At 68.9% G+C, this 24,168-nt stretch carries 26 protein-coding genes and 1 tRNA gene; 16 read left to right on the top strand and 11 right to left on the bottom strand.

What is annotated here, in order from left to right; genetic code table 11:
• Positions 1 to 58 precede the first annotated feature (58 nt).
• Positions 59 to 820, top strand: a complete 762-nt coding sequence (locus ACAZ03_RS06340; RefSeq protein ID WP_373356569.1) for an IclR family transcriptional regulator — start codon at positions 59 to 61, stop codon at positions 818 to 820.
• Complete coding sequence (locus ACAZ03_RS06335; protein WP_373356568.1) at positions 817 to 1,629, top strand: alpha/beta fold hydrolase; 813 nt, start codon at positions 817 to 819, stop codon at positions 1,627 to 1,629. Before ACAZ03_RS06340 ends, ACAZ03_RS06335 begins: the two co-directional genes overlap by 4 nt.
• Positions 1,630 to 1,787: 158 nt before the next feature.
• Here the strand turns inward: ACAZ03_RS06335 and ACAZ03_RS06330 are convergent.
• Positions 1,788 to 1,877: transfer RNA gene (locus ACAZ03_RS06330), tRNA-Ser, on the bottom strand.
• Positions 1,878 to 2,021: 144 nt separating this feature from the next.
• On the opposite strand from ACAZ03_RS06330, the gene ACAZ03_RS06325 reads away from it, so the two are divergent.
• Together ACAZ03_RS06325 and ACAZ03_RS06320 are read left to right on the top strand one after the other, a co-directional pair.
• Positions 2,022 to 4,127, top strand: a complete 2,106-nt coding sequence (locus ACAZ03_RS06325; protein ID WP_373356567.1) for a methyl-accepting chemotaxis protein — start codon at positions 2,022 to 2,024, stop codon at positions 4,125 to 4,127.
• Between the two features lie 174 nt (positions 4,128 to 4,301).
• Complete coding sequence (locus ACAZ03_RS06320; RefSeq protein WP_373356566.1) at positions 4,302 to 5,606, top strand: esterase-like activity of phytase family protein; 1,305 nt, start codon at positions 4,302 to 4,304, stop codon at positions 5,604 to 5,606.
• Between the two features lie 160 nt (positions 5,607 to 5,766).
• Here ACAZ03_RS06320 and ychF read toward each other — a convergent pair whose 3' ends face one another.
• Entirely contained in the window at positions 5,767 to 6,864 is a 1,098-nt protein-coding gene (gene ychF, locus ACAZ03_RS06315; RefSeq protein WP_373356565.1) for a redox-regulated ATPase YchF, read from the bottom strand.
• A 262-nt stretch (positions 6,865 to 7,126) separates the two neighbouring features.
• Here ychF and purL point away from each other — a divergent pair, with 262 nt between their 5' ends.
• Positions 7,127 to 9,286, top strand: a complete 2,160-nt coding sequence (gene purL, locus ACAZ03_RS06310) for a phosphoribosylformylglycinamidine synthase subunit PurL (RefSeq protein WP_373356564.1) — start codon at positions 7,127 to 7,129, stop codon at positions 9,284 to 9,286.
• Positions 9,287 to 9,380: 94 nt separating this feature from the next.
• On the opposite strand, the gene ACAZ03_RS06305 is transcribed toward purL, so the two are convergent.
• The gene (locus tag ACAZ03_RS06305; RefSeq protein WP_373356563.1) at positions 9,381 to 9,914 is read right to left on the bottom strand and encodes a GNAT family N-acetyltransferase; all 534 of its coding nucleotides are present in this window, start codon (positions 9,912 to 9,914) and stop codon (positions 9,381 to 9,383) included.
• 76 nt (positions 9,915 to 9,990) lie between these two features.
• Here ACAZ03_RS06305 and ACAZ03_RS06300 point away from each other — a divergent pair, with 76 nt between their 5' ends.
• The 4 genes from ACAZ03_RS06300 (at position 9,991) to ACAZ03_RS06285 (ending at position 11,715) form a co-directional block, all read left to right on the top strand.
• Positions 9,991 to 10,227, top strand: a complete 237-nt coding sequence (locus tag ACAZ03_RS06300) for a BolA family protein (RefSeq protein WP_373356561.1) — start codon at positions 9,991 to 9,993, stop codon at positions 10,225 to 10,227.
• Positions 10,224 to 10,388: a hypothetical protein gene (locus ACAZ03_RS06295; protein WP_373356560.1), complete on the top strand. Its 165-nt coding sequence runs from the start codon at positions 10,224 to 10,226 to the stop codon at positions 10,386 to 10,388. The genes ACAZ03_RS06300 and ACAZ03_RS06295 overlap by 4 nt, the downstream gene beginning before the upstream one ends.
• Entirely contained in the window at positions 10,385 to 10,756 is a 372-nt protein-coding gene (gene grxD / locus ACAZ03_RS06290) for a Grx4 family monothiol glutaredoxin (protein WP_373356559.1), read from the top strand. The genes ACAZ03_RS06295 and grxD overlap by 4 nt, the downstream gene beginning before the upstream one ends.
• Positions 10,757 to 11,022: 266 nt before the next feature.
• Positions 11,023 to 11,715, top strand: coding sequence for a hypothetical protein (locus tag ACAZ03_RS06285; RefSeq protein ID WP_373356558.1), 693 nt, complete (start codon positions 11,023 to 11,025; stop codon positions 11,713 to 11,715).
• Between the two features lie 33 nt (positions 11,716 to 11,748).
• Here ACAZ03_RS06285 and ACAZ03_RS06280 read toward each other — a convergent pair whose 3' ends face one another.
• The 3 genes from ACAZ03_RS06280 to ACAZ03_RS06270 are packed head-to-tail and all read right to left on the bottom strand — an operon-like array spanning position 11,749 to position 13,039.
• The gene (locus ACAZ03_RS06280; RefSeq protein ID WP_373356557.1) at positions 11,749 to 12,081 is read right to left on the bottom strand and encodes an MliC family protein; all 333 of its coding nucleotides are present in this window, start codon (positions 12,079 to 12,081) and stop codon (positions 11,749 to 11,751) included.
• 14 nt (positions 12,082 to 12,095) lie between these two features.
• Positions 12,096 to 12,485, bottom strand: a complete 390-nt coding sequence (locus ACAZ03_RS06275; RefSeq protein WP_373356556.1) for a cell division protein ZapA — start codon at positions 12,483 to 12,485, stop codon at positions 12,096 to 12,098.
• Positions 12,485 to 13,039, bottom strand: a complete 555-nt coding sequence (locus tag ACAZ03_RS06270; protein ID WP_373356555.1) for a hypothetical protein — start codon at positions 13,037 to 13,039, stop codon at positions 12,485 to 12,487. Before ACAZ03_RS06270 ends, ACAZ03_RS06275 begins: the two co-directional genes overlap by 1 nt.
• A 327-nt stretch (positions 13,040 to 13,366) precedes the next feature.
• On the opposite strand from ACAZ03_RS06270, the gene tkt reads away from it, so the two are divergent.
• The gene (gene tkt, locus ACAZ03_RS06265) at positions 13,367 to 15,385 is read left to right on the top strand and encodes a transketolase (RefSeq protein WP_373357054.1); all 2,019 of its coding nucleotides are present in this window, start codon (positions 13,367 to 13,369) and stop codon (positions 15,383 to 15,385) included.
• 136 nt (positions 15,386 to 15,521) lie between these two features.
• Here the strand turns inward: tkt and ACAZ03_RS06260 are convergent, their stop codons facing one another.
• On the bottom strand, positions 15,522 to 16,493 hold the full coding sequence (locus tag ACAZ03_RS06260; protein ID WP_373356554.1) for a DUF808 domain-containing protein: 972 nt from the start codon (positions 16,491 to 16,493) through the stop codon (positions 15,522 to 15,524).
• 134 nt (positions 16,494 to 16,627) lie between these two features.
• On the opposite strand from ACAZ03_RS06260, the gene ACAZ03_RS06255 reads away from it, so the two are divergent.
• The 4 genes from ACAZ03_RS06255 to ACAZ03_RS06240 all read left to right on the top strand — a co-directional run bounded on the left by ACAZ03_RS06255 (position 16,628) and on the right by ACAZ03_RS06240 (position 18,968).
• Complete coding sequence (locus ACAZ03_RS06255) at positions 16,628 to 16,768, top strand: glyceraldehyde-3-phosphate dehydrogenase (RefSeq protein ID WP_373356553.1); 141 nt, start codon at positions 16,628 to 16,630, stop codon at positions 16,766 to 16,768.
• Positions 16,769 to 16,856: 88 nt separating this feature from the next.
• Positions 16,857 to 17,858: a type I glyceraldehyde-3-phosphate dehydrogenase gene (gene gap / locus ACAZ03_RS06250; protein ID WP_373356552.1), complete on the top strand. Its 1,002-nt coding sequence runs from the start codon at positions 16,857 to 16,859 to the stop codon at positions 17,856 to 17,858.
• 153 nt (positions 17,859 to 18,011) lie between these two features.
• Positions 18,012 to 18,635 carry a MarC family protein gene (locus tag ACAZ03_RS06245; RefSeq protein WP_373356551.1) on the top strand — a complete coding sequence of 208 codons (624 nt, stop codon included), beginning with the start codon at positions 18,012 to 18,014 and terminating at the stop codon, positions 18,633 to 18,635.
• Positions 18,636 to 18,809: 174 nt separating this feature from the next.
• A complete protein-coding gene (locus ACAZ03_RS06240; protein ID WP_373356550.1) occupies positions 18,810 to 18,968 on the top strand; it encodes a hypothetical protein in 159 nt (52 codons plus the stop codon).
• Between the two features lie 101 nt (positions 18,969 to 19,069).
• Here ACAZ03_RS06240 and coaD read toward each other — a convergent pair whose 3' ends face one another.
• Entirely contained in the window at positions 19,070 to 19,558 is a 489-nt protein-coding gene (gene coaD / locus ACAZ03_RS06235; protein ID WP_373356549.1) for a pantetheine-phosphate adenylyltransferase, read from the bottom strand.
• 85 nt (positions 19,559 to 19,643) lie between these two features.
• Positions 19,644 to 20,078: a CBS domain-containing protein gene (locus ACAZ03_RS06230; protein WP_373356548.1), complete on the bottom strand. Its 435-nt coding sequence runs from the start codon at positions 20,076 to 20,078 to the stop codon at positions 19,644 to 19,646.
• A gap of 123 nt (positions 20,079 to 20,201) precedes the next feature.
• Between ACAZ03_RS06230 and ACAZ03_RS06225 the strand changes: the two genes are divergently transcribed.
• Entirely contained in the window at positions 20,202 to 21,701 is a 1,500-nt protein-coding gene (locus ACAZ03_RS06225; RefSeq protein WP_373356547.1) for a CoA-acylating methylmalonate-semialdehyde dehydrogenase, read from the top strand.
• On the opposite strand, the gene ACAZ03_RS06220 is transcribed toward ACAZ03_RS06225, so the two are convergent.
• Complete coding sequence (locus ACAZ03_RS06220; protein WP_373356546.1) at positions 21,698 to 22,033, bottom strand: YkgJ family cysteine cluster protein; 336 nt, start codon at positions 22,031 to 22,033, stop codon at positions 21,698 to 21,700. The two genes, ACAZ03_RS06225 and ACAZ03_RS06220, sit on opposite strands and share 4 nt — an antisense overlap.
• A 154-nt stretch (positions 22,034 to 22,187) precedes the next feature.
• Between ACAZ03_RS06220 and ACAZ03_RS06215 the strand changes: the two genes are divergently transcribed.
• Complete coding sequence (locus ACAZ03_RS06215; RefSeq protein WP_373356545.1) at positions 22,188 to 23,318, top strand: carboxylate-amine ligase; 1,131 nt, start codon at positions 22,188 to 22,190, stop codon at positions 23,316 to 23,318.
• Between the two features lie 69 nt (positions 23,319 to 23,387).
• Here ACAZ03_RS06215 and ACAZ03_RS06210 read toward each other — a convergent pair whose 3' ends face one another.
• On the bottom strand, positions 23,388 to 24,143 hold the full coding sequence (locus ACAZ03_RS06210) for a GIN domain-containing protein (RefSeq protein WP_373356544.1): 756 nt from the start codon (positions 24,141 to 24,143) through the stop codon (positions 23,388 to 23,390).
• Positions 24,144 to 24,168: the final 25 nt, after the last annotated feature.

Raw genomic sequence — 24,168 nt, 5'->3', positions numbered from 1 at the left:
ATGAACTAACTCTCGATCAAGGGCTCCGACAAGCGGAGCCAAGTGAAAGGCGGCGCGGATGTATGTGAAACAGGCGGCCAACGTCGTCGAGCTGCTGGAGTTCTTCGCCCGGCATGGCGAGGCGGCGACCATCGCCGAGATCGCCGACACGCTGCAGTGGCCGCGCTCCAGCACGTTCAACATCATCGGCACGCTTGTCGAGAAGGGCTATCTCTACGAGCCGCGCACGCGGGGCGGCTACTTCCCCAGCCCGCGCTGGCAGACGATCATCCGCCAGATCGACGAGCGCGACCCGGTGCCGACTGCGCTCATCGAGCTGGTCGACACTATCGCCGAGCGCACGGGCGAGACCACGGCCGTCGGCAGTGCCTCCGGCCTGCATGTCATCTTTCTCTACGCCCGCGAATCGCAGCAGCCGATCCGCTATTTCGCCACCGTCGGCACGCGCGTGCCGATCCATGCCAGCTCCGCCGGCCGGGCGATCCTCGCCCAGATGAGCGAGAAGGAGCGCGAGCAGCTCTATCGCAAACTGGTGTTCGAGAAATATTCCGACAGCACGCCCATGGGGATCGAGAAGATCGAGGGCGAGCTGCGCGCCGCCGCCGAGCGCGGCTATCACCAGAGCAATTCGGAATATATCGCCGATCTCGCCGGCGCCTCGCTGCCGCTGCCGATGGGCGGCAAGCGCCTGTCGATCGTCTCCGCCGGGCCGGTCTCGCGCTGCATCGGCCGGCGCGCCGAGATGGCCGGCATCATAAGGAGCGCTATCGAAGAGGCCGGGCTCGATGCCGGCTGGCAGGCCGCGGCGGCCCAGGCATGACCACAGGATCCAGCCTCCGCCTCATCGCCCCCCTGCCCGGCCCCACGCGCCGGATCGACCTTGGCACCCACAGCCTCGCCTATGCCGACATCGGCGAGGGGCCGCCCGCGATCTTTCTGCACGGCGGGCTCATGGACCATACAAGCTGGGGCAATCAGGCCCCGCTGGCATCGCAATGCCGCATGATCCTGATCTCGACGCGCGGCCATGGCGCGAGCACGGGCGGCGATCTCGAGGCGACCTACGCGGCCTTCGCCGACGATGCTCTGGCGGTTATGGATCATCTGGAACTGGAGACCGCGCATCTGATCGGCTTCAGCGACGGCGGCTGCGCCGCGCTCGACCTCGCCCTGCGCGCGCCCGACAGGCTGCGGAGCCTCACATTGATCGGCACACCGCATGAGCTGGCGAGCTATGAGGACGGCGTGCTGGAGCGGATGGCGAGGATGCAGCCGGCCGACATGGACGCGGCCCGGCCCATCGTGCGCGAACTGGTGACCCACCTGCGCAATGTCATGAGCCCGGAGGACTGGGAGGCCTATTGGCCGCGCATCATCCACGGCCTGTGGCTCCGCGAGCCGAATTTCGCGCTGGAGGCTCTGGCAAAGATCCGGGTGCCGACGCTGATCCTGCACGGCGAGCACGAGGCCTCGATCAGGCTCTCGGCTTCGGAGGCGCTGGCGCGAGCGATCCCGGGGGCCCGGCTCACCGTCGTGCCCGGCGGCTCCCACGCCTCGGCGCAGGACGCGCCGGAGGCCGTCAATGCCGCCCTGAGCGCGTTCCTGACCGCCGCGGACACTCCCCGCTGACCGGCGGGGGATCCTGCGGGATCCGGCCCCGTGACGCATCGGCGGTGTCTCCGCCCTTGCTCCCTGCCCCGCGCTTCATCGAGAACGTGCACTGCCCCGTCCGGAGCACCGGATGAGTTGGCACGGATCGCGCGTTTGGGGATGGCACAGGGTGAGGATGGCGGAGACGATGGGATTCGAACCCACGAGACGGTTTCCCGCCTACTCCCTTAGCAGGGGAGCGCCTTCGACCACTCGGCCACGTCTCCGCCGTCGCGTCTAGCAGCCGGGCGCCGAGGGGAACAAGGCCAATTCGTCGCCGCAGGCCCGAAAAACCGGGGCGCGGCGGCGGTTAGGCTGACCTTAAGGCCCACGGAATAAATCCGGCCCAAAGGCGTGGATTGGAGACGGATATGAAACTACGGGTGGTGATGCTTCTGATCATCGCGCCGCTGGTGTTCCTCGCGGCCCAGCTCTCGATGGTGCAGATCAACCAGCTGCGCGAGAACCGCGATGCGGCCAGGCATGCGCAGGAGCTGACGCGGGAATCGCATCTCGTCGGCAATCTCGTCCATGAGCTGCAGAAGGAGCGCGGCTATTCCGCCGGCTTCCTGTCGTCGGGCGGCGCCAACTTCCCCGAAGAGCTCGCCGCCCAGCGCCGGGCGACGACGGCCGCCATCGCCCCGGTGCTGAACGAGGCCGAGGGGCTCGCCGCCACCCATCCCGAGCTCGACAGCGACGTCCGCCGGGCGCTCGGCCAGATCGCCGAGATGCGCGCCTCGATCGACGGGCTCGACACCACCGTCCCCGTGATGGCGGGCTATTACACCTCGCTGATCGGCGATCTGCTGCTCATGTCGCATGTCTTCCTCGGCGAGCAGATCGAGCTCGACAAGCTCTCGCGCGCCCGGGCCTGGCTCAACGAGGCGAAGGAGCGGGCCGGGCTCGAACGCGCCATGGGGGCCACGGGGCTCGGAAGCGGCTTCACGCTGGCGCTGCACGACCGCTTCGTGGCGCTCGGCGCCCTGCAGGAAGCCTATCTGGTCGCGATGACGGAAGAGCTCGGCAGCCCCGAGCTCGCCGACGAGCTCCGCGCCAGCGACGAGGCGCAGGCTCTCCAGGCGCTGCGCGACCGGATGAACGCCAGCTTGGTCGGCGGCGACCTCGGCGGCCTGAGCGCGCCTGAATGGTTCGCGGTCTCCACCCGCTGGATCGACAGGCTGCGTGCGGCCGAGCTCGTCCTCGCAGACGATATTGCCACCGGCGCCGCCGCCCTCGATGCCGGAGCGGAGGAGGATCTGCAGCGCCGCGGCCTGCGGATCGGGGCGGTCCTCGGCCTCCTCGTCCTCGTCTCGCTCATCATCTGCGAACGTGTGGTGCGGCGGCTCCGCCGGATCATCGGCATCGTCCAGCGCTTCACGGAGGGCGATTTCGACATCCAGCTCCCCGGCACCACGGGGCGGGACGAGATCAGCCAGATGTCGCGGGCCATCTCGGAATTCAAGGACGAGACGCTGGCCATGCGCCGCGCCGCCGAAGAGCTGAAGGCCAGCGACGAGGCGATGCTGAACGCCAAGCACGGCAAGGTAGTCGAGCTGGTGACGGAGGGGCTCGCCTCGCTGGCCCGCGCCGACCTCACCTGCCGGTTCGATGTGCCTCTAGACAGCGAATACGACCAGATCCGCAAGGATTTCAACGCCTCCTCCGACCGGCTCCGCTCGGTCCTCGCCTCCATCGCCGAGACGATCGCCGAGCTCGACCGCTCGTCGGCGGGGATGAACAGCTCCGCGCTCGATCTCGCCGCCCGCACCACCGAGCAGGTGGACACGATCCGCGAGACCTCGGGCCGGGTCGGGGCGCTTTCTTCCCGGGTCGAGGGCTTCGGCGAGGATATCCGCTCCGCCTCCGGCCTCGCCGGCAAGGCGCGCGAGAATGCGACCCGCTCGGCGGGCGTCGTCCGCGAGGCCGTGCAGGCGATGGACCGGATCGAGAAGAGCTCCGACATGATCGGCAAGATCATCGCCATGATCGACGACATCGCCTTCCAGACCAACCTCCTCGCGCTCAACGCCGGGGTCGAGGCGGCGCGGGCGGGCGAGGCCGGCAAGGGCTTCGCGGTGGTGGCGAGCGAGGTCCGGGCCCTGGCCCAGCGCTCCTCGGAGGCCGCGAAGGAGATCAAGGGGTTGATCGACCAGTCGGGCAATCAGGTGAAGGACGGGGTGAACCTCGTCAACCGCGCCGGCGCCGCGCTGGAGGAGATCTCGGAGGGCATCGCCCGCGTCGACGACGTCCTCGGCCGCGCCGCCGCCACCTCGGATGAGCAGGTGAACGCGCTCAAGGATCTCGCGGCCGGGATGCAACGCCTCAACGAGATCGCCGGGCAGAACACCACGATGGCCGACGAGACCCGCAGCGCCGCCGGCGACATCGCCGACCGCTCGAAGCGGCTCGCCGGGCTGATCGGCGACTTCGCACTGGAAAAGGGCCACCACAGCGCCCCGGCACGGCGCGCCGCCTGAGCGGGGCCGGCGGGCCCGCCCGCGGGGCGGGGGTGCGACGGCCCCCGCCCTCGCCCCGGGGGGCCCTGCCGTCAGGGCATCCCGGCGCGTTACCAAAGCTTCAGCAAAGAGACAAGCGCCCGTCACCGGGCGGGCGGCATTCCTCCGCCCGGACCCAACCTACGGGAGAGCCCCATGTCCCTTCGCCTGCCCCTCATCCTCGCGCTCCTCGGCTCCGCCGCCACCGCGCAGGAGGCCACCGAATTCCCCGCCCGCCTCACCGCCCATGCCGAGCTGCCCGGCGCCACCTTCCTCGATGCCCCCGAGGACGCGCCCGCCTATTTCCAGGTCTCCGGCCGCTTCACCGACGGCCCGCGCGTCGAGGAGCTGAACGCGATCGAGGACGCCGCCACCGGCCTCTCCCGACCCTTCGAGGGCCAGCCGCTGCAGGGCTTCTCGGGCATCCGCTCGCTCGGCGATGACCGCTTCCTCGTGCTCACCGACAACGGCTTCGGCTCCAAAGCCAATTCGGCCGACGTGATCCTGATGTTCAACATCGTCTCCGTCGACTGGGCCGCCGGCACGGTGAACGTCGAAGAGACCATCCGCCTCCACGACCCGGACAGCATCGTCCCCTTCCCCATCGTGGCCGAGGCGACCGACAGCCGCTACCTCACCGGCGCCGATTTCGACATCGAATCGATCCAGCCGGTCGGCGACCATTACTGGCTCGGTGACGAATTCGGCCCCTGGCTCGTCGAGCTCGATGCCACCGGCCGCGTCCTGCAGGTGCTCGCCACCGAACCCGGCGGCGCCCTGATCCAGGGCCCGGACAATGCCTTCCTCTCGCTGCCGAACCCCGGCGGCGCCCTGCCCGCCATGATGTCGCAGCGCTCCGGCGGCTACGAGGGCATGGCGCTCTCCGAAGACGGCACGACGCTCTATCCGCTCCTCGAGAAGCCGGTCTTCGACGCCGCCACCGGCGCGCCGGAAATGGTCTCCGGCCAGCCCGTCCTGCGCATTTTCGAATACGACACCGCCGGCAATGCCTGGGGCGACCAGGTGCGCTACTACCCGCTCGACGATGCCGGCCATGCCATCGGCGATTTCAACATCATCGAGGGTAGCCGCGCGCTGATCATCGAGCGTGACAACGGCACGGGCGATGCCCGCGACGGCTGGCCGACGAACCCGGCGCTCTTCAAGCGGATCTATCTCGTCGATCTGGAGGATGCTGACGAGAACGGCGTCCTGCGCAAGATCGCCTATATCGACCTGATGAACATCGAGGATCCCGACGGGCTCGCCCCGCGCGGCACGCAGGACGGAATTTTCAGCTTCCCCTTCGTGACCATCGAGGATGTCGACCGCGTGGACGAGACCACCATCGTCGTCGCCAACGACAACAACTACCCCTTCTCCATCGGCCGTGAAGAGGGCCGCGCCGACGACAACGAGATGATCCTCCTCGACGTCGCCGACTTCCTGAACGCCGAATAAAAAGCGGGGCGGCCCCACCGGCCGCCCCGTCTTTGCTCCCGAAAAATCCTCAGGTGGGGTCGCCATTGAGTGCGCCATTGGTTCAAGCACCAATGGCGACGGGGGGGCGAGCGCCCCCCGAGGCGGGGGGACCGGGGGGCTGGCAAGCCCCCCGCGCCACTCAGGTGTTGAACAGGAAGTGCATCACGTCGCCGTCCTTGACGACATAGGCCTTCCCCTCGGCCCGCATCTTCCCGGCCTCCTTCGCCCCCTGCTCACCGCCGCCGGCGACGAAATCGTCGAAGGCGATGGTCTCGGCGCGGATGAAGCCCTTCTCGAAATCGCCGTGGATCACGCCGGCCGCCTGCGGCGCATGGGCGCCGACGGGGATCGTCCAGGCGCGCGCCTCCTTGGGGCCGACGGTGAAGTAGGTCTGCAGGCTCAGAAGCCCGTAACCGGCGCGGATCAGCCGGTCGAGCCCGGCCTCCTCCAGCCCCATCTCTTCAAGGAACATCGCCTGTTCCTCGTCGTCGAGCTGGGCGATCTCCTCCTCGATGCGGGCGGAGATGACGACATGGGCATTGCCCTCCGCCGCCGCCATCTCGGCGACCCGCGCGCTCTGGGCATTGCCGGAGGAGGCGGCGGCCTCCTCGACGTTGCAGACATAGAGTACGGGCTTGGCGGTGATGAGCTGGAGGCCCCGCCAGGCCTTCTGGTCTTCCTCGGCGACCTCGACGGTCCGCGCCGGGCGCCCGGCTTCCAGCGCTTCCTGCGCCTGGGCGAGGAGCCTGTCCTGGTCCTTCGCCTCCTTGTCGTTGCCCTTGAGCTTGCGCACGAGGTTGGCGCGGCGCTTCTCGACGCTCTCGAGGTCGGCGATCATCAGCTCGGTCTCGATCACCTCGGCATCGGCGATCGGGTCGACCCGGCCCTCGACATGGGTGACGTCGCCATCCTCGAAGCAGCGCAGCACATGGGCGATGGCATCCGTCTCGCGGATGTTGGCGAGGAACTGGTTGCCTAAGCCCTCCCCCTTGCTCGCGCCCTTCACCAGCCCGGCAATGTCGACGAAGGTCATGCGCGCCGGGATGATCTGCTTGCTGCCCGCGATCTCCGCCAGCTTTAAGAGCCGCGGATCGGGCACCGCCACCTCGCCGACATTCGGCTCGATGGTGCAGAAGGGAAAGTTCGCCGCCTGCGCGGAGGCGGTCTTCGTCAGCGCGTTGAACAGCGTCGACTTGCCGACATTCGGCAGCCCGACGATCCCCATGCGAAAGCCCATCTTTCCCTCCTGTCTGGAAACGCCCGCATCTACGGCGGCGGGCGGGGGCGGGTCAAGGCGGGCGGGCGGCTGCGGGGGCGCAGTGGCGCGCGAGGGCGGCTGAGGGGGGCCGGCCCGTTCCGGGCCGGGTGGAGGCTCTGCCTCCACACCTCCGAGGTATTTTCGGCCAGATGAAAGGGGATCTGGGAAGGTGGCGCGGGCCGGGCTTTTCCCGGCGCGGCCCCTCGGCTAGAGAGGCGGCGCCGAGCCAAGGGGAGCCCCGATGCAAGAGCCCGCCATCACCGAAGAGCTGATCGCCGCCCACGGGCTGAAGCCCGACGAATACGAGCGGATCCTGCAGATCATCGGGCGGGAGCCCTCCTTCACCGAGCTCGGCATCTTCTCGGCGATGTGGAACGAGCATTGCTCCTACAAGAGCTCCAAGAAATGGCTGCGCACCCTGCCGACCAGTGGGCCCCAGGTGATCTGCGGGCCCGGCGAGAATGCCGGCGTGGTGGATATCGGCAACGGGCAGGCGCTCGTCTTCAAGATGGAGAGCCACAACCACCCCAGCTACATCGAGCCCTATCAGGGCGCGGCGACCGGGGTGGGCGGCATCCTGCGAGACGTCTTCACCATGGGAGCAAGGCCGATTGCCGCGATGAACGCGCTCAGCTTCGGGATGCCCGACCATCCGAAGACGAAGCGCATCGTCTCGGGCGTCGTCGAGGGGATCGGCGGCTACGGCAATGCCTTCGGCGTGCCGACCGTCGGCGGAGAGGTGCGCTTTCACCCCTCGTACAACGGCAATTGCCTCGTGAACGCCTTCGCCGCCGGGCTGGCGGATGCGGATGCGATCTTCTACTCGGCGGCGTCGGGCGTCGGCATGCCGGTCGTCTATCTCGGCGCCAAGACCGGCCGCGACGGGGTCGGCGGCGCCACCATGGCCTCCGCCGAATTCGACGAGACCATCGAGGAGAAGCGCCCCACGGTGCAGGTCGGCGACCCCTTCACCGAGAAGCGGCTTATGGAGGCCTGCCTCGAGCTCATGGCCACCGGCGCCGTCATCTCGATCCAGGATATGGGCGCCGCCGGCCTCACCTGCTCCGCCGTCGAGATGGGCGACAAGGGCGGCCTCGGTATTCGCCTGCAGCTCGATGACGTGCCGCAGCGCGAGGCGGCGATGAGTGCCTATGAGATGATGCTGTCGGAGAGCCAGGAGCGGATGCTCATGGTGCTCCGCCCCGAGAAGGAGGCCGAGGCCCGCGCCGTCTTCGACAAATGGGATCTCGACTTCGCCATCGTCGGCGAGACCATCGCCGAGGACCGCTTCCTGATCCTGCAGGGCGATGACGTGAAGGCCGACCTGCCGCTGTCGCGCCTCGCCTCCTCCGCACCGGAATATGACCGCCCGTGGGAGCCGAGCCCGGCCCCCGCCCCCCTCGCCCCCGTGCCCGCCGTCTCGGCCATCGAGGGGCTGCGGGCGCTGATCTCTTCGCCCAACCATGCGGCGAAGCAATGGGTCTATGAGCAATACGACACGCAGGTGATGGGCGACACGGCGCGCCGGCCGGGGCTCGGCGCCGGCATCGTGCGCGTGCACGGCACGGGCAAGGCCGTGGCCTTCACCTCCGACGTGACGCCCCGCTACTGCAAGGCCGACCCCGAGCGCGGCGGCGCCCAGGCGGTGGCGGAGGCCTACAGGAACCTCGTCGCCACCGGCGCCACGCCGCTCGCCGCCACCGACAACCTCAACTTCGGCAACCCCGAGAAGCCCGAGATCATGGGCCAGTTCGTCGGCTGCATCCGCGGCATCGGCGCCGCCTGCGAGGCTTTGGGCATGCCCATCGTCTCCGGCAATGTCTCGCTCTACAACGAGACGGACGGCACCGGCATCCTGCCGACGCCCACCATCGGCGCCGTCGGCCTCATCGCCTCGCCGGAGGAGGCCATCGGCACGCGGCCCGAGGCGGGCGACGTGGCGCTCCTCCTCGGCGGCACATCCTCGCATCTCGGCCAGTCGGCGCTCCTTTGGGAGCTCTTCGGCCGCGAGGACGGCCCGGCGCCGGAGGTCGACCTCACCGCCGAAGCCGCCCATGGTGGCTTCGTCCTCGCCAACCGCGCCCATATCCGCGCCGCGACCGACCTTGCCGACGGCGGGCTGGCGCTCGCGGCCTTTGAACTGGCGGAGGCCGGGGGCTTGGGCGTCACGCTCGACATGGCTGGCACCGCCGCGCTCTTCGGCGAGGATCAGGGCCGCTATCTTCTCGCCGCCTCCCCTGCCGGCGCCGAGGCGCTTCTCGCCGCCGCAGAGGCCGCGGGGATCGCCCTCACCCAGATCGGCCGCTTCGGCGGCAGCGACGTGGTGATGGGCGGCGAGCGCGCCCCGGCACGCGACCTCTTCGCCCTCTACCGCAGCGCCTTCGCGGCCGCACTGGCCTGAAGAGGGCCCCAAGGCCGCGCCCCCCCCTCGCTTTTCTCCAAATACCCGCGGGGGGAGTCGCCCCTTGGGGCGACGGGGGGCAGCGCCCCCCTTGCTATCGCTCGATCACGAAGAGGTTGCACCAGCCTTCGACGTCGACATCCTTCTCATGCCGCATCCCGATGCTCCGCGCCGTCGCCGCCGAGGCGTCGTTGCCGAAGTCGACAAGCGCCACCAGTCGCCGGAGCCCCGCCGCGAAGCCGAAATCCCTGAGGCCGGCCGCCATCTCGCGCCCGAGCCCCCGCCCCCAGTGCGGCTTGCCGAGGAGCCAGGCGAGCTCCGGCTCGAAGCGCCCCTCCAGCTCCAGCGGCAGGATGCCGCCCCGGCCGATCAGCGCGCCCGTCTCCGCCAGCACCGCCGCCCAGAGCGTGTAGCCCGGATGCGCGGCCTCGCCGCCGCGCATGGCCCAGCGCATCTCGCGCTCCGTTTCCTCCCGCGTCCGGGTGAAATCGGGGAAGTGCCGCCGCACCTCTTCGTCGGCATAAAGCGCGGCCAGCGCGTCGAGGTCGTCCTCGTGGAAGGCGCGCATCACCAGCCGCTCCGTGCGGAAGAGTTCCGCCCCCGGCTCAACCTGCTGCAATCCGGCCATGCTTGCCCTCTGCTTGCGAACACGCCATGTGGCGCCTAGATTCCCCTTGAATGCAAGCACCCCCCGGGAGCCGCCGATGCCCATCACCGCCCATGATATCGAGACGATGATCCGCGAGAGCTTCCCCGACGCCCGCGTGACGGTCGAGGGGGACGACGGCGCGCATTTCGCCGCCGAGGTGGTGGACGAAAGCTTCCGCGGCCTCAACCGCGTGCAGCAGCAGCGCGCCGTCTATGCCGCCCTCAAGGGCAAGATGGATGGCCCGGCCGGCGAGCTCCATGCGCTGGCGCTGACGACGCGGGTGCCGGAGTGAGCACCGGCGCCATCCTGATGCTGGCCCTGGGGACGATCGGCGACCGCCTCGCCACAGGCGACATGAACGAGGATGCGGGGCGCGTCTGGCGCGTCACCCGCGATCCGCAGATCTTTGCCCGGGCCATGGTGCCCGGCCGCGCGAAAGGACAGAGCCAATGACCACCGAGACCACCGCCAAGGACCGGATCCAGGAAACGATCACCGCCCATGACGTGGTGCTCTACATGAAGGGCACCAAGGCCATGCCGCAATGCGGCTTCTCCAGCCGCGTCGCCGGGGTGCTCAATTTCATGGGGGTCGACTATGCCGATGTGAACGTGCTCGCCGACGATGGAATCCGTCAGGGAATCAAGGAGTTCTCCGACTGGCCGACCATCCCGCAACTCTATGTGAAGGGCGAGTTCGTCGGCGGCTGCGACATCATCACCGAGATGACGCTCTCCGGCGAGCTCGATCAGCTCTTCGAGACGAAGGGCATCGCCTTCTCCAAGGACGCCGCCGACAAGATCCGCGAAGCCAACGCCTGAGCGCCGAGACGGCCCGGCAGGGCCGGTGAGGACCCGCCGGACCGGCCGCGGTTCCTTGCCAAAGTGCAACAGTACCCCCCTGCCGCGCCCCCCGCCCCTCCGGGCTCCTAGGCTTCGGCGGGGGGCACGCTATTTTCGGCGCCAGTCTGCTTGCTGCCGGTGGTCGCCTTGAACCCGTCTCGCCCCTTGTCAGCCGCCGGTCCTGCCGGTCCGGCCATCTGTGACGCGCTTTGGGGCGCGGCCGCGGACCTGTGGCGGAGGCCGGCGTGAGCGTCGCCCTCCCGCTCGTCGCGGCGCTGGTGGTGATCCTGGCCGGCGGCCTGGCGCTGGCCACCGCCTTGAAGCGGCAGACCGCCCGTCGCCGCGAGGATTTCGAGGAGCTGGCCGCCCGCCGCTCCTGGCAGCTCAACTTCAACCGCGAGTCGCTCGGCCGCCCAGCCGTCACCCGCTTCCAGCCCCGCAGCGGCGCCAAATGGCTGGTCGAAAGCCGCGCCCGCCCCGGCGAGCCCAAGGGTGCCGAGGGGCAGGCGACGGAATTCTCTGCCCGCGATCCGCATTGGAGCGACGGGCTCTTCATCATGGCGCCGCCCATGGCCCCCGAGCTCGCCGCCCTCGCCGGGCTGATCACCGGGCCGCTGGAAGGCGAGATCGCCGAGAAGCTGCTGACGCGGCTCGTCGGCCCGTCGCTGGCGACGGAGGCCAAGGGCCTGCGCCTTCAGGAAGGGCCGGAGGGCGTGACCATCCTCGCCTCCACCGCGCTCGGCCACCGGTTCGAGACGGCGCCGATGGCGCGCGCGCTGCTCGGATGGGAGCCGGTGGCACGCGGCGAGCGCGGCCAGCCGGTGCTGATCATCGGGCGCGACGGCATGCGCCTGCGCCTGCGCCGGTCGCTCGGCCGCGCCTCCGACATGGAGCGCTTCATCGACCTGTCGCTGGAGCTGGCGCGGCTGGGCGCCTGACGGGGCTCTCCCCGGGCGCCTCGCCGCCCTGCCCTACTCCGCCTCGCAAAAGGCCAGAAGGGTGACCTCCTCGCCGACCTCGCCGTCGTACCAGACGAGCTGGGCCTCGTCGCCCTTGCTCCACCAGACGTAATGCGAGCCGTCCGACGGCCAGCCGTAGCGGGCGCCGGGGCCGCTGACCTCCTGCTCGAGCGTGATCATCCGGTTCTCGACCATGAGCACCGCGACGGCCGGCTCGACGCCGTTCACATAGGTCACGGGCACCTCGACCCCGCGCTCGCAGTGATATCGAGTGGTGATGACCTCGGCCTCGGCCGCGCTTGCGAGCGGACATAGGGACAGGGCCGCCAGGGCGGCAAGGCTCATTGATTTCAGCATGTTCATTCCCGTTCTTCGATCTCGTCGGCGAGGGCCTCAGCCCGGGCCGCCAGTTCGGCCAGCGTCTCGGTGACCTCATCGGGAACGACGGGAACCTCAAGTCGTTCCGGCTCCGGCGCCGGGCGGGACTTCCATTCCTCGAGTTCGGCGGAAAGCTGCGCGATCTGCGCCTCGGCCTCGGCCACCCGATCTTCCAGCCCCGCCGTCTTGTCGGCGAGCATGAGGCCGGACATGAGCAGCATCCGCGCCTCGGGCATCCGCCCGATCTGCGTGGAGAGCTCGGCCGCCTCGGTATCGAGCATCGCGGCGGCGGATTTCAGGAAGGCCTCCTCGCCCTCCTGGCAGGCGACCTCGAAACTGCGCCCGCCGATCATCACCTCGACCTGCGGCATCACGCGCCCTCCCCGGCCTCGTCGCCCAGAAGCGGGCGGAATTCTGCGAGAATGGCGTCGATCTCGGCGATTTCGGCGGCGCGGGCCGCCGTCAGCGCCTCGAGTTCGGCCTTCATCGCCTGGTCTATGAGGGCGGGATCCACCGCCCCCGCCTCGGCCGCGGCGCGAAGCTCGGCAGAGGCGTCGCGGAGCCCGGCATTCGCCTCCTGAAGCCTGCGGAGCTCGGCATCGAGCCGCCCGAGAGCCTCCCTGTGATCGGCCTGATCCGCCGGCTCGCTGCCCTCGGCGCTGGCCGCGCGGCCGGCCTTTGCCTCCGCCTCTGCCTTTGCCGCTTCGGCGGCCTCGAGCCGGGCCTTCAGCGCCCGCACCCGCTCGCCAAGCTGGGCATTGGCGGTCTTCTCTTCGTCGAGCGCCACCTCCAGCCGTTCGAAATCCGCCGGCCCCTGACCCGGGGCGGGCCGGCGCAGCGCGCCCATGCCCACGCGGATGCGGCCCAGCGCCTCGCTGATGCGCGCCTCGTATTGCTGCAGCTCTTCCATTGCCTCGTTGCCCATGTCCGGTTCTGGTCCTGGCCGGGTGATTGCCCCGGATCTTCTTGTTGTCCAGCGCGTTGCCCCGCAGGGCCGGCCACACGAATCGCGGCCGCGCCCGCTTAGCCTATGCGAGCAGCCCCGGCGCGGCAAACGGGGGGAAGGCTTTCCGCCGAAGGGTTTAGCGGGCGGCCTTCACGCGAAGGCCCGCTTGCGGCCCCCATGCGGGCTTGATCTCGGCCCCGCCACTGGTATGCACAATCGGCCCCGCCGCCGCATCCTGCCGCCGAACGAATGCCGACAGCACTGGCCGAACGCACCGGCCCCCGAGACATCGGAAAGGACATGACCTTGGATATCGCCGCCCTGCGAGAGGCCCATCCCGAACACTGGATGAAGGCCGCCGCCATCCGCACCCTGACGCTCGACGCCGTCGCCGCCGCCAATTCGGGCCATTCCGGCATGCCGATGGGGATGGCCGACATCGCCACGGTGCTCTTCGAGAAGCACCTGAAGTTCGACCCGAAGAACCCGCTCTGGCCCGACCGCGACCGCTTCATCGTCTCGAACGGCCACGGCTCGATGCTGCTCTATTCGGTGCTGCACCTGACGGGCTATCCCTCCATGTCCCTGCAGGACATCAAGGATTTCCGCCAGTGGGAGAGCCATACCCCCGGCCACCCGGAATACAACCATTCGCCGGGGATCGAGACGACGACCGGCCCGCTCGGCCAGGGCATCGCCAATTCCGTCGGCTTCGCCATCGCCGAGGAATCGCTCCGCGCGCGCTGGGGCAAGAAGATCATCGACCACCGCACCTGGGTCTTCGCCGGCGACGGCTGCCTGATGGAGGGCGTGAGCCAGGAGGCCATCGCGCTCGCCGGCCACCAGAAGCTCGGCAAGCTGACGGTATTCTTCGATCACAACTCGATCACCATCGACGGGCCGGTCTCGCTCGCCGATTCCACCGATCAATGCGAGCGCTTTGCCGCCTCCGGCTGGCATGTGCAGAAGATCGACGGCCATGACCCCGAGGCGATCGACGCCGCCATCGAGGCCGCCAAGGCGGACCCCCGCCCCTCGATGATCCAGTGCGAGACGCATATCGCGCTCGGCTCCTCCGCCCAGGACACCGCCAAGGGCCACGGCGCGCTGACCGACGCCCAGCTCATCAAGGACACCAAGGCCGCCTATGGCTGGACGGCCCCGGCCTTCGAGATCCCGGCCGAGATCAAGGGCCAGTGGGAAGCGATGGGCAAGCCCGGCGCCGAGGAATTCGCCGCCTGGGAAGGCCGCGTGGCCGAGCTGTCGGACGCGAAGCGCGCCGAGTTCGAGCGGACCTTCCGCCGCGAGGCGCCGAAGGCGCTGGCCGGCCGCATCCGCGCGCTGAAGAAGCAGATCACCGATGAGGGGCCGAAGGTCGCCACCCGCAAGAGCTCCGAGATGGTGCTCGAGGTGGTGAACCCGGTGATGAAGGAGACCATCGGCGGCTCGGCCGACCTCACCGGCTCCAACAACACCAAGACGGGTGACCTCGGCATCTTCACCGCCGAGGACCGCAAGGGCCGTTACATCCACTACGGCATCCGCGAACACGGCATGGCCGCCGCGATGAACGGCATGGCGGCGCATGGCGGCGTGAAGCCCTATGGCGGCACGTTCTTCTGCTTCACCGATTACGCGCGGCCCGCCGTGCGGCTTTCGGCGCTGATGGGCGTGCCCGTCGTCTATGTGATGACCCACGATTCCATCGGCCTCGGCGAGGACGGCCCGACCCACCAGCCGGTCGAGCATCTCGCCATGGTCCGCGCCACGCCCGGCCTTCTGACCTTCCGCCCGGCCGACACGGTCGAGACGGCCGAGGCCTGGGAGATCGCGCTGGAGCAGGAGAAGAAGCCCTCCGTTCTCGCCCTCACCCGGCAGAACCTGCCGACGGTGCGCCTGAAGCACACCGGCAAGAACCTCACCCGCCAGGGCGCCTATGTGCTGGCCGAGGCCGAGAACAAGCGCCGCGTGATCCTCATGGCCTCGGGCTCGGAGGTCGAGGTGGCGATGGAGGCGAAGAAGGTGCTGGAGGCCGAGGGCATCGGCACGCGCGTCGTTTCCGTCCCGTCGATGGAGCTCTTCCGCGAGCAGGACGAGGCCTATCGCAAGCGCGTCCTTCCCGCCGGGCCGGTGCGCGTCGCCATCGAGGCCGGCGTCCGCCAGCCCTGGGACTGGCTGCTCCTCGGCGAGCGGGGCCGCGAGGCCAAGGCCGCGTTCATCGGCATGGACAGCTTCGGCGCCTCGGCGCCGGCAGAAGTGCTTTACGAGAAGTTCGGCATCACCGCCGAGAACACGGTCGCCAAGGCGAAGGCGCTCCTCGGGTGAAGAGTGGGCGCCCGGGCTGACCGGGCGCCAATCTCCTGGTGGACTTCAAGGGCGGAAACCATGTGGTTTCCGCCCTTTGCTTTGAGGGGTCGCGGGGCAATGGGCTGCCCTATCGGAGCGCCGCCGGCCCCTGCCCTCAGTGATCCGCCGCCGGCTTCATGCCGACGAGCCGCAGGAGCGGCGTCACGACGCTCGTGGCGAAGGGGATCAGCACGAGACCCCAGGCGAGGCCGAGCACCCCGTCGCAGGCGGCGGTGACGGCCCAGCTCACGAAACCTTCCCAGGTGCCGACCGCATGGGCGGCCGCCTCGGCGAGGTGGTGGATCCAGTCGTAGATCACCGGCCAGCCGAGCACATCGAGCCCGTGGGTGATGATATTGCCGCCGACCCAGAGCATCGCCGCCGTCCCGACGATGGACAGGACCTTGAGGAAGCCGGGCATCCAGCGGACGAGCCCGCGCCCCAGGGCGCGCGTCACGCCGAGCCGGCCATGGTCGATCAGCTCCAGCCCGATGTCATCGGCCTTCACGATCAGCGCGACCGAGCCGTAGACGACCAGCGTGATGCCGATGCCGACGACGGCCAGCGTCGCCGCCTCCATCCAGAAGCCCGAGACTTCGATGGTCGAGAGCGACAAGGTCATGATCTCGGCGGAGAGGATGAAATCGGTCTTGATCGCGCCTGCGACCTTTCGCTCCTCCAGCGCGCCGGGATCGCCGACCTCCATGTCCTTGGCCACCTCGTGGCTGGCATGGGGGAAGAGCGCATGGAAGATCTTCTCGGCCCCCTCGAAACAGAGGTAGGAGCCGCCGAGCATCAGAAGCGGCGTGATCGCCCAAGGCGCGAAGTTCGACAGAAGGAGCGCCACGGGGAGGAGGAAGAGCAGCTTGTTGCGCAGGCTGCCCTTGGTGATCTTCCAGATGATCGGCAATTCGCGCTGCGGCTTGAAGCCGGTGACGTATTTCGGCGTCACCGCCGCGTCGTCGATGAGGACGCCCGCCGTCTTCGCCCCCGCCTTGGCGGCGGCACTGGCCACGTCATCGACGGAGGCCGCCGCAACCTTGGCGATGCCCGCCACGTCATCGAGTAGCGCCAGTAATCCGCTCATGCCCGCTCCTTCAGCCTGCCGACCCAATCTAGGGGCGTGGCGCCGGGCGGCAAGCGCGACCCACCGGAATAGCCCGGGGCCATCCGCCCCGCGCGCCCTTCCCGCCGGGCACGGCGGCGGCTAGGCTCCGCCCCATGTCGACCCGCACGGCCCTTGCCCTCGTCTTCCTCATCGCGCTTCTTGTCGCGCTCGACCTCTATCAGGGCTGGGGCGGGACGCTCTTCGTCCTGAGAAAGCTCGTGGCGCTCATCCAGGCGCTCGCCTTCTGGCGCTAACAGGACCGCCCCCCGGTTGACCTTTTCGCCCAAATGACAATCTTGGCGCCAAACCGCGCATCCGCGCGCGCATCCGAAAGGGAATGACATGGCTGTGAAGGTTGCAATCAACGGTTTCGGGCGGATCGGGCGCAACGTCCTGCGCGCGATCATCGAATCCGGCCGCACCGACATCGAGGTGGTGGCGATCAACGATCTCGGCCCGGTCGAGACCAATGCGCACCTGCTGCGCTACGATTCCGTCCACGGCCGCTTCCCGCACAAGGTGACGACGACGGAGGACACGATCGACGCCGGCCGCGGGCCGATGAAGGTCACCTCCATCCGCAACCCGGCCGAGCTGCCCTGGGGCGATGTCGACATCATCATGGAATGCACCGGCATCTTCACGTCGAAAGAGAAGTGCCAGCCGCATCTCGAGACCGGCGCCAAGCGCGTGCTGATCTCCGCCCCCGGCACCAATGCCGACAAGACCATCGTCTATGGCGTGAACCACGACCAGCTGACGGCGGATGACATCGTCGTCTCCAACGCCTCCTGCACCACCAACTGCCTGGCGCCGGTCGCCTATGTGCTGAACAAGACCATCGGCATCAAGCGCGGCTTCATGACGACGATCCATTCCTACACCGGCGACCAGCCGACGCTGGACACGCTGCACAAGGATCTCTACCGCGCCCGCGCCGCCGGCGTGAACCAGATCCCGACCTCCACCGGCGCCGCCAAGGCCGTGGGCCTCGTCCTGCCGGAGCTGAACGGCAAGCTCGACGGCGTGTCGATCCGCGTGCCGACGCCGAATGTCTCGGTCGTCGACCTGACCTTCGAGGCCGACCGCGACACCTCGGTGGAAGAGATCAACGCCGCGATCCGCGAGGCCGCCGACGGCGATCTGAAGAACATCCTCGGCTATACCGACGACAAGCTCGTCTCGTCCGACTTCAACCACGACCCCCATTCCTCGACCTTCGCCATGCCGGAGACCAAGGTGATGGACGGCAACTTCTGCCGGATCCTCAGCTGGTACGACAACGAATGGGGCTTCTCGAACCGGATGAGCGACACGGCCGTCGCCATGGGCAAGCTGCTCTGAGGCGCGCCAGGGGGGCCCTGCCCCCCATTGGCCTCCTCAGGCCGGCTGAAAACTGGGCGAAGGGGCGGGTTTCGGCCGGCGCCCCTTCCGGCATGGCCCCTTCGTGAAGGGGGCCATCTTGTATATGCGCGGGGGCCGCCTTAATCGGTGAGCATGCTCCCGTTCAGCCAGATACTGCAGGAATTCATAACCCTCTGGGTGGTCATCGACCCGATCGGGACGGTGCCGGTCTTTCTGGCCGTCACCGCCGGCATGTCCGTGTCGGCGCGGCGCAAGGTCGCCTATCGGGCGGTGCTCGTCTCGGCCGTCGTGCTGCTTGCCTTCGTCCTTCTCGGCCAGGCGGTGCTGGAGGCGCTGGGGCTCGGGCTGCCGTCGTTCCAGATCGCGGGCGGGCTGGTGCTCTTCCTCTTCGCGCTGACGATGGTCTTCGGGCCGGCCAAGCCCGAGCGCGAGATGGCGGAGGAAGGCATGACGCAGACGGCGATCCATCCGGTCGCCATCCCCTCCATCGCCTCGCCGGGGGCGATGCTGGCCGTCGTGGTGCTCACCGACAACGACCGCTTCTCGGTCGCCCATCAGGTGCAGACCGCGGGGATCCTGATCGTGGTGCTCGGCATCACATTGGGCTTCCTGCTGCTGGCGACGCCCATTCTGCGGATCATCGGGCCGGCGGGCGCCTCCATCGTCAGCCGGATCATGGGCATGGTGCTCGCCGCCGTCGCGGTCGATGCGATACTGCGCGGCTTCGTGCAGATCGGCGCGCTGGCGCCGTTCTGACCCTGCCCTTGCGGCAGCCCCTGCCGCAACTCTGCAACAATTTCGTTAAGCGCCTAAAGAAAAGCCATGCATTTGCTGCAGGGCGGCACGGACATATCGTCAGTGGTTTCTGCACCGCAGCATCGCTATCTGTGTCTCGAACGACAAACCGGCTCTAGCTGAAAGGAGTGCCCAATGACCACGTTCACGAGACTCCGCACGGCCTTTGCGAAGCGCGCGGCCTACAACCGCACCGTTTCGGAAATCCGTTCGCTGCCGCTCGACATCGCTCTCGACCTCGACCTCTACCCCGGCGACGCCAAGCGTATCGCCCGTGAGGCCGTCTACGGCTGAGGCGCACCCACGAGCGCAACCTTCGAGCCGCCCTTCGGGGCGGCTTTTTGTTTGGCCGCCGTCGAAATTTCTGTCGGAATTGCTGTCGGACTTGCCTGCGGTCAGTATTTCTCGCCCAGCTTGGCGGCTACGGCCGCCGGCACGAATTTCGAGATGTCACCGCCGAGCCGGGCGATCTCCTTCACCAGCTTGCTGGCGATCGCCTGGTGGCGCGCCTCGGCCATGAGGAAGACCGTCTCGACCTCGGCGTCGAGCACGCGGTTCATCCCGACCATCTGGAACTCGTATTCGAAATCCGCCACGGCCCGCAGGCCGCGGATGATGATCCCGGCGCCGACGTCGCGGGCGCAATCGATCAGCAGGTTGTTGAACGGGTGGACGACGATCTCGGTGTTCTTCGCCGCGGCGATGGCGCCGATCTCGTTCTCGATCATCGCCACGCGCTCATCCAGCGAGAAGAGCGGCCCCTTGCCCTCGTTGATGGCCACGCCGATCACCAGCCTGTCCACCATGCGGCAGGCGCGGGTGATGATGTCGACATGGCCTATGGTCAGCGGGTCGAACGTGCCGGGATAAAGACCGATGCGCATTCGCACCCCCTGCCTCAAGTCATTGGCAGGCAAGAAGTCATGCGCGGGCGGCTTTGGCAACCCCGCCGCTTCGCCCGGGCCGCCATCAGTGGCCCATGATCATGCCCTCGAGCGCGTCCTTCTCCATCGCCAGCTCGGCGAGCCGCGCCTTGACGACATCGCCGATGGAGATGAGGCCGACCATCGCGCCACCCTCCATCACCGGCAGATGGCGGAAGCGGCCCTCGGTCATCATCCGGAGGACGGAATCGGCGTGATCGTCGGGCGTGCAGGTCACCGGATCGGCGGTCATCATCGCCTCGGCGGCATCGTCGAGGCAGGCGGCGCCGCGCCGGCCGATCTCTCGCACGATGTCGCGTTCCGACAGGATGCCGACCGGCACCTGCCCGTCCGCAGAGACGACGACGGCGCCGATGCGTTTGTCGGACAGCAGTCGCACGACATCGCTCACGGCGGCATCGGGGGCCACGCACATGACGCCGCTGGCGCCCTTCGTAGCGAGGATCTGACTGACGAGCATGGGGGCCTCCTCCGGCTTGACGTAGCGTTGAGCCTCGCCCCCGCCCCCCCGTCTGTCAAGCTGCGGCCCCTTGCCCGACAGCCCCGGGCGCGCTACCGCCGGGGCAGCCGACAGGAGAACGTCATGCAGGATCTCACCCATCATCTCGGCGGCAAGCCGGTCGCCGGGCGCTCCGGCCGCTTCGCCGATGTCTTCAACCCCGCCACCGGAGAGGTGCAGGCGCGCGTGCCTCTCGCCTCCGCCGAGGAGGTGTCCCGAGCGGTGGAGATCGCCACCGAGGCCCAGCCCGCCTGGGCCGCCGTCAACCCGCAGCGCCGGGCGCGGGTGATGATGGAGTTCGTGCGGCTCCTCAACCGCGACATGGACAAGCTCGCCGAGGCGCTCAGCCGCGAGCATGGCAAGACCCTGCCCGACGCCGCCGGCGACGTGCAAAGGGGGCTCGAGGTCGTCGAGTTCTGCATTGGCGCGCCGCATCTGCTGAAGGGCGAGTTCACCGATGGCGCCGGGCCGGGGATCGACATGTATTCGCTCCGCCAGCCCTTAGGCGTCTCCGCCGGCATCACGCCCTTCAACTTCCCCGCCATGATCCCGATGTGGATGTTCGCCCCGGCCATCGCCTGCGGCAACGCCTTCATCCTCAAGCCCTCCGAGCGCGACCCCTCGGTGCCGCTCATGCTCGCGGCGCTGATGGAGGAGGCGGGCCTGCCGCCGGGCATCCTGCAGGTGGTGAACGGCGACAAGGAAGCGGTGGACGCGATCCTCGATCACGAGGGCATCGCGAGCGTCGGCTTCGTCGGCTCCACCCCCATCGCCCAGTATATCTACGGGCGCGGCTGCGCTGCGGGCAAGCGCGTGCAGTGCTTCGGCGGCGCCAAGAACCACATGATCGTCATGCCCGATGCCGATATGGACCAGGCCGCCGACGCGCTCATCGGTGCCGGTTACGGCGCCGCCGGCGAGCGCTGCATGGCGATCTCCGTCGCCGTGCCGGTGGGCGAAGAAGCGGCCGACCGGCTGATCGAGAAGCTGGTGCCCCGCATCGAACGCCTGAAGGTCGGCCCCTATACCGCCGGAAGCGAGGTCGATTACGGCCCCGTCGTCACCGCCGCCGCCAAGGCGAATATCCTCCGGCTCGTCGAAAGCGGCATCGCCGAGGGCGCCGAGCTGGTGGTCGACGGGCGGGACTTCAGCCTGCAGGGCTACGAGGAGGGCTTCTTCGTCGGCCCGCATCTCTTCGACCGGGTGACGCCGGAGATGGAGATCTACCGCAAGGAGATCTTCGGCCCCGTGCTCACCACCGTCCGCGCCAGCTCCTACGAGGAGGCGCTGAAGCTGGCGATGGACCATGAATACGGCAACGGCACCGCGATCTTCACCCGCGACGGCGACGCGGCGCGAGATTTCGCCTCGCGCGTCAATGTCGGCATGGTCGGGGTCAACGTGCCGATTCCGGTGCCGCTGGCCTACCACACCTTCGGCGGCTGGAAGAAATCGGCCTTCGGCGATCTCAACCAGCACGGGCCGGACAGCTTCAAGTTCTACACCCGCACCAAGACCGTCACCGCCCGCTGGCCCTCGGGCATCAAGGACGGCGGCGAGTTCAACTTCCGGCCGATGGACTAGGCTGCTCTCGGCGGCTCGGCGGGGGCACGGAAGGCCTCCGCCAGCACGCCGTTGTGCTTGCGCGCCATGCGGCATTCGAAGGATCCGGCGCGGAAGGCCCGGCAGGCGGTCGGCCGCTCGGCATAGATGGCGCAGGCGGCGCCCTCGGGCGTGGCCATGAGCTGCGCGCAATGGCCGGAGGTCATCTTGAGGAAGGGCCGGCCGTCCTCCTCGAAGATCGCCTCGGCCGGGATGGCGCGGGCGGAATCCTCATGGCTCAGGGCCACGTAGGCGGCACGGCGGCCGAAGCAGCAGGCCCCGCAGGCGAGGCAATCGAAGATTTCGGAAGACAAGGCGCACCCATCGAGGCGCGCCGGGCCGGGCGGCTTCCCGTTCCGCCGGCGGGCGCGCGCCCGGCATCTAGCCCGGCCCCCTGCGCCCTGCAAGAGCCCTCGCTTGCGCCCCGGCGCCGCCCCTGCAAAGCTGGCGGGAAACGGGGGAGTGCCCATGGACGCGCCGGAATTCACGCTCGGCATCGAGGAGGAATACCTCCTCGTCGACACCGACACCCTCGAGCTGGCGGATGCCCCCCAGGCGCTGATGGACGAATGCGCCGCCGCCCTCAGCGAGGGGCAGGTGAGCCCGGAGTTCCTGCGCTGCCAGATAGAGATCGGCACCTCCGTCTGCCGCGACATTCCCCAGGCGCGGGAGGAGCTGCGGCGCCTCCGGGCGCTGGTGCGCGACAAGGCGGCCGATCACGGGCTCGCGCCCATCGCCGCCTCCTGCCATCCCTTCTCGGAATGGCGGACCCAGGCGCATACCGACAAGAGCCGCTACAACCAGCTGCATGACGACCTCGGCGGCATCGCGCGGCGGATGCTGATCTGCGGCATGCATGTCCATGTCGGGCTTGGCGACGACGCGCTCCGCGCCGACCTTCTCGGCCAGATGGCCTATTTCCTGCCGCATCTCTTGGCGCTTTCCACCTCCTCGCCCTTCTGGCAGGGGGAGGATACCGGGCTCGCCAGCTACCGGCTCTCCGTCTTCGACAACCTGCCGCGCACCGGCCTGCCGCCGCATATCGACACCTGGATCGAATACGAGCGGTCGGTGGACGTGCTGGTGGAGCTTGGCGTCATCGAGGATGCCTCGAAGATCTGGTGGGACCTGCGGCCCTCCCACGCCTTCCCGACGCTGGAATCGCGGATCTGCGATGTCTCGCCCCGGCTGGAATCGGCTCTGTCCATCGCGGCGCTGACGCAGAGCATCATGCGGATGCTCTGGCGCCTGCGCATCCGCAACCAGCGCTGGCGGCGGTACGACAATTTCCTCATCGCCGAGAACCGCTGGCGGGCGCAGCGCTTCGGCATCAAGGGCGAGCTCATCGACTTCGGTCAGGGCGTAAAGACGCCGATGCCGCAGCTCGTGGAGGAGCTGATCGCCCTCGTGGCCGAGGATGCCGAGGCGCTCGGCTGCCTCGCAGAAGTCGAGGGCGCCCGCGCCATCCTCGAGGGCGGCACCGGCACCGAGCGGCAGCGGGCGGTGCGGGACGAGGCGGAGGCGGCCGGCCAGCCGCGCGATCAGCAGATGCGCGCGGTGGTCCGGCACCTGATCGACGAGTTCTCCGCCGATCTTTGATTTGTCATTTTCCGAACTCAGGAGTGAAGCCCGGGGCCGTTTTGGCCCAGGACTTTACATTTTTCAACATCAGCCGCGTTCGCGGACAGAGCCGCCGCTGTTCTCGTCGGCATTGATCTCGCCGCCGCCATAGATGTTGATTGACCCGCCGGAGTTGGCGCTCGCCTCTCCCTCTTCGCTGATGTAGGCCCGAACGTCCGCGCCGGAATTCGCGCCGAGGTCACCACGCGCGCAATGCATGTCTTCGGCATGGAGCGAGGCGCCGGAGCTGCTCTCGGCGATGATCATGCCGCAGGCGCCCGTGGCGTCGAGGCTGGCGCCGGAGCTGGCGCTGAGCCGCACCTCATCCGCCTCGCCCGAGAGCATCAGGGAGGCGCCGGAGCCGGCCTCGCCGGTGAGCCGGCCGGTGTCGATCTCTCTCACCTCCAGCGTCGCGCCGGAGTGTGAGGAGGCATCGAGCGTCGCCGCGCTCGGCGCGGTCGTGTGCACGTCGGAGCCGGACATGGCCTCGATCCGCGCGAGTTCGGGCATGGAGATGGTGACGTTGAAATCGTCATTGCGCAGAAGGCCGAAGAGCCCGCCGAACGGCCGGAACCGATGCTCGCGCGTGACGATGAGCATGTCGCCGTCCTGGCGGATGCTGAGCCGGTCGAGATCGCCGCGCCGCGCCTCGCCCGTGACGGCAAAATCGCCGCCGCCGATCTCGGCATCCACGCCGGCGCTGACGGCCACGCCGGTGAAGTTCTCGAACGCGTAGCCGCGGGTTTCGGCGAGGGCCGGGCTTGCGGCAAGGCCGGCGATGAGCGCGGCGGGCAGGATGTTCATGGCAGGTCTCCTTCTGACACCCGCC

The sequence above is a fragment of the Pseudoroseicyclus sp. CXY001 genome, assembly GCF_041714655.1.
In the GTDB taxonomy this organism is placed as follows: Bacteria; Pseudomonadota; Alphaproteobacteria; order Rhodobacterales; family Rhodobacteraceae; genus Pseudoroseicyclus_A.
This window is presented reverse-complemented; position numbering and strand designations above follow the sequence as displayed.